This window comes from Synechococcus sp. H55.11, assembly GCF_047462475.1.
Lineage (GTDB): Bacteria > Cyanobacteriota > Cyanobacteriia > Thermostichales > Thermostichaceae > Thermostichus.
Genome location: NZ_JANSJI010000068.1, coordinates 5,554 through 7,578 on the forward strand (window position 1 = coordinate 5,554; position 2,025 = coordinate 7,578).

At 62.4% G+C, this 2,025-nt stretch carries 3 protein-coding genes; all 3 read right to left on the reverse strand.

Going from position 1 to position 2,025, the window contains the following annotated elements; translation table 11 throughout:
• Window positions 1-1,058, reverse strand: a 1,058-nt coding sequence (locus tag NW853_RS02990) for a cellulose synthase (RefSeq protein ID WP_414347687.1), incomplete at its 3' end; no start/stop codon positions are given.
• A 107-nt stretch (window positions 1,059-1,165) separates the two neighbouring features.
• Window positions 1,166-1,435, reverse strand: coding sequence for a 50S ribosomal protein L27 (gene rpmA / locus NW853_RS02995; RefSeq protein ID WP_414335737.1), 270 nt, complete (start codon window positions 1,433-1,435; stop codon window positions 1,166-1,168).
• Window positions 1,436-1,495: 60 nt separating this feature from the next.
• Window positions 1,496-1,903: a 50S ribosomal protein L21 gene (gene rplU / locus NW853_RS03000; protein ID WP_414335739.1), complete on the reverse strand. Its 408-nt coding sequence runs from the start codon at window positions 1,901-1,903 to the stop codon at window positions 1,496-1,498.
• Window positions 1,904-2,025: the final 122 nt, after the last annotated feature.

Genomic DNA, 2,025 nt, shown 5'->3' on the forward strand with positions numbered 1-2,025 from the left:
TCAAAGGCCGGCACCGGCATCCAGCCCGTGCAGAGAAAGAGGATCGGCACCGCCAAATAGGCCAGCTCTGCCACGCCGCCAGCAGCCCAGAGGGCCAGCCACAGGTACTGAAAGCGCTGCTGCTGCGTAGTTGGCTTGCCCCAGAAGGGGTTTTCCCGCAAGGCCGAAAAAATCGCCAGCAGAGCCACGCGGCGGTTGCGCAAGGGCAACAAAACGCCGGTGACCTGGGCCTGGCGCACCAGGTGGGACTGCCAGCCGCGGCAGTGCATCTGACACCCCAACTGCACAGGGCGGCGGATATCGATCTGCGGGATCCCCTCCAGGGCTGCCCGCCGAATGAGACAGCCGGATCCCAACAGGGGCGCCGTCTGGTAGCCCTGGGATCCCACCGCCAAAAGCTGCTGTAGGGGGTGGACGGCCTGGGGCCGGCCCAGGGTGCGCAGCATCGCCTGCACAAAGCCGGTGGCATTGGCGATGGGAGCCCGCTCTGGCGAGTCGTAAAACAGGGGCAACGTCTGCCACAAAAAATCCGGCTCGACAAAATGGCCCGGCTGCAACAGGAGCAGATACTCCCCTTGGATCTGGCCGCATCCCAGCATGTAAGCCAGGGGATCCAGGGTTGGCCTGGGGCAAGGCCAGTACTCGCAGGGGATGGCCCGCGCCACCTTGGCCATCTCCGCATCTTCCACCCGATCCACAACATGGACAAACAGCCGCTCCCAGGGGTAATCCAGGCGCAGGGCCGAGAGCACCGTCTGCCGGGTCGCTTCCACAGAATCCCGCTGGCGCATCACCAGCACATCCACCCGCGGCAGTTGAAAAAACGCCCGCCGCAGCACCTCCGGCGTCGGCACTCCCTTTCGCGGCACCTGGGGATAGCGGCTGAGGATAAAGCCCACCGCCGCCAGCCAAACGTACAACTCGGCCCCCCAAAACACAAGGGATCCCAGACCGGTCAGCCCGGCTGTGATGCGCCAGTAGAGGTATGCCACCCCGGCAATGAGGTGGAGCAACCCCACGCCACGAAACAAGTACACCCGCACAGCCCCAGATCTCACAGGCGCTCCACACAGAATTGGGCATTGGGCCAAGCTGGGATCCCTCTGTTGGCTTGGGGGGGATGGGACAAATGGGCTGTCCTGGCCAGAACGGGAAAAAAGGCCACCTATTGGGCAGCCGCCTCAGCCGGGTAAACGCTCACCTTCTGCCGCCGTTTGCCGTAGCGCTCAAAGGTGACAATGCCGGTGGCTACCGCAAACAAAGTGTCATCGCCGCCGATGCGCACGTTCACCCCTGGGTGAAACTTGGTGCCCCGCTGTCTCACCAGGATGTAGCCGGGATGCACCAGCTCGCCGCCAAAGCACTTCACCCCCAGCCGCTTGGCATTGGAGTCGCGGCCGTTGCGGGTGCTGCCGGTTCCTTTCTTGTGAGCCATAATGCCTCCTGTGCAAGTGTGTCGTCGCCGAAGATAAGTTGGGATCCTACAGTTTAGGGCCTATTCCTCCGCCTCGGGGATCCCGGCTGCAGCAATTGCCATCTCAGAAGTGGATGGCGAGGCAGCCTGAGCGGCGGCCAGTGGCGCCCCGTTGAGTTCGATGGACTCGATCAGCACACGGGTGAGCGGCTGCCGATGGCCTCTTTTCTTGCGGGTCTTTTTCTTCGGCCGCATCTTGTAGACGATGATTTTGTTGCCGCGGCGGTGCTGCAGAACCCGCGCCCTGACCACGGCCTCGGCAATATAGGGACGGCCTAGGGTCACCTGTCCCTCATGGTTAATCAACAACACCTGGGACAGGGTCAAAGGGCTGTTCTCTTCTGTGCCGGGCAGGCGATCGATGTCGTAAAAGCGCCCCGGCTCTACCCAAAGCTGCTTGCCACTGGTTTCCACAATCGCGTAGGTCATGCCTTTTCCTTGCCGTACAGGTGCCCCTGCGGGTCTTGAAACCTGATCCGAGCATTGACAGCGATTTTTAATGCTAGCGGAAAAACCTGCCCTCTGTCAGCTGGGGCTATTCCCTCACCCCC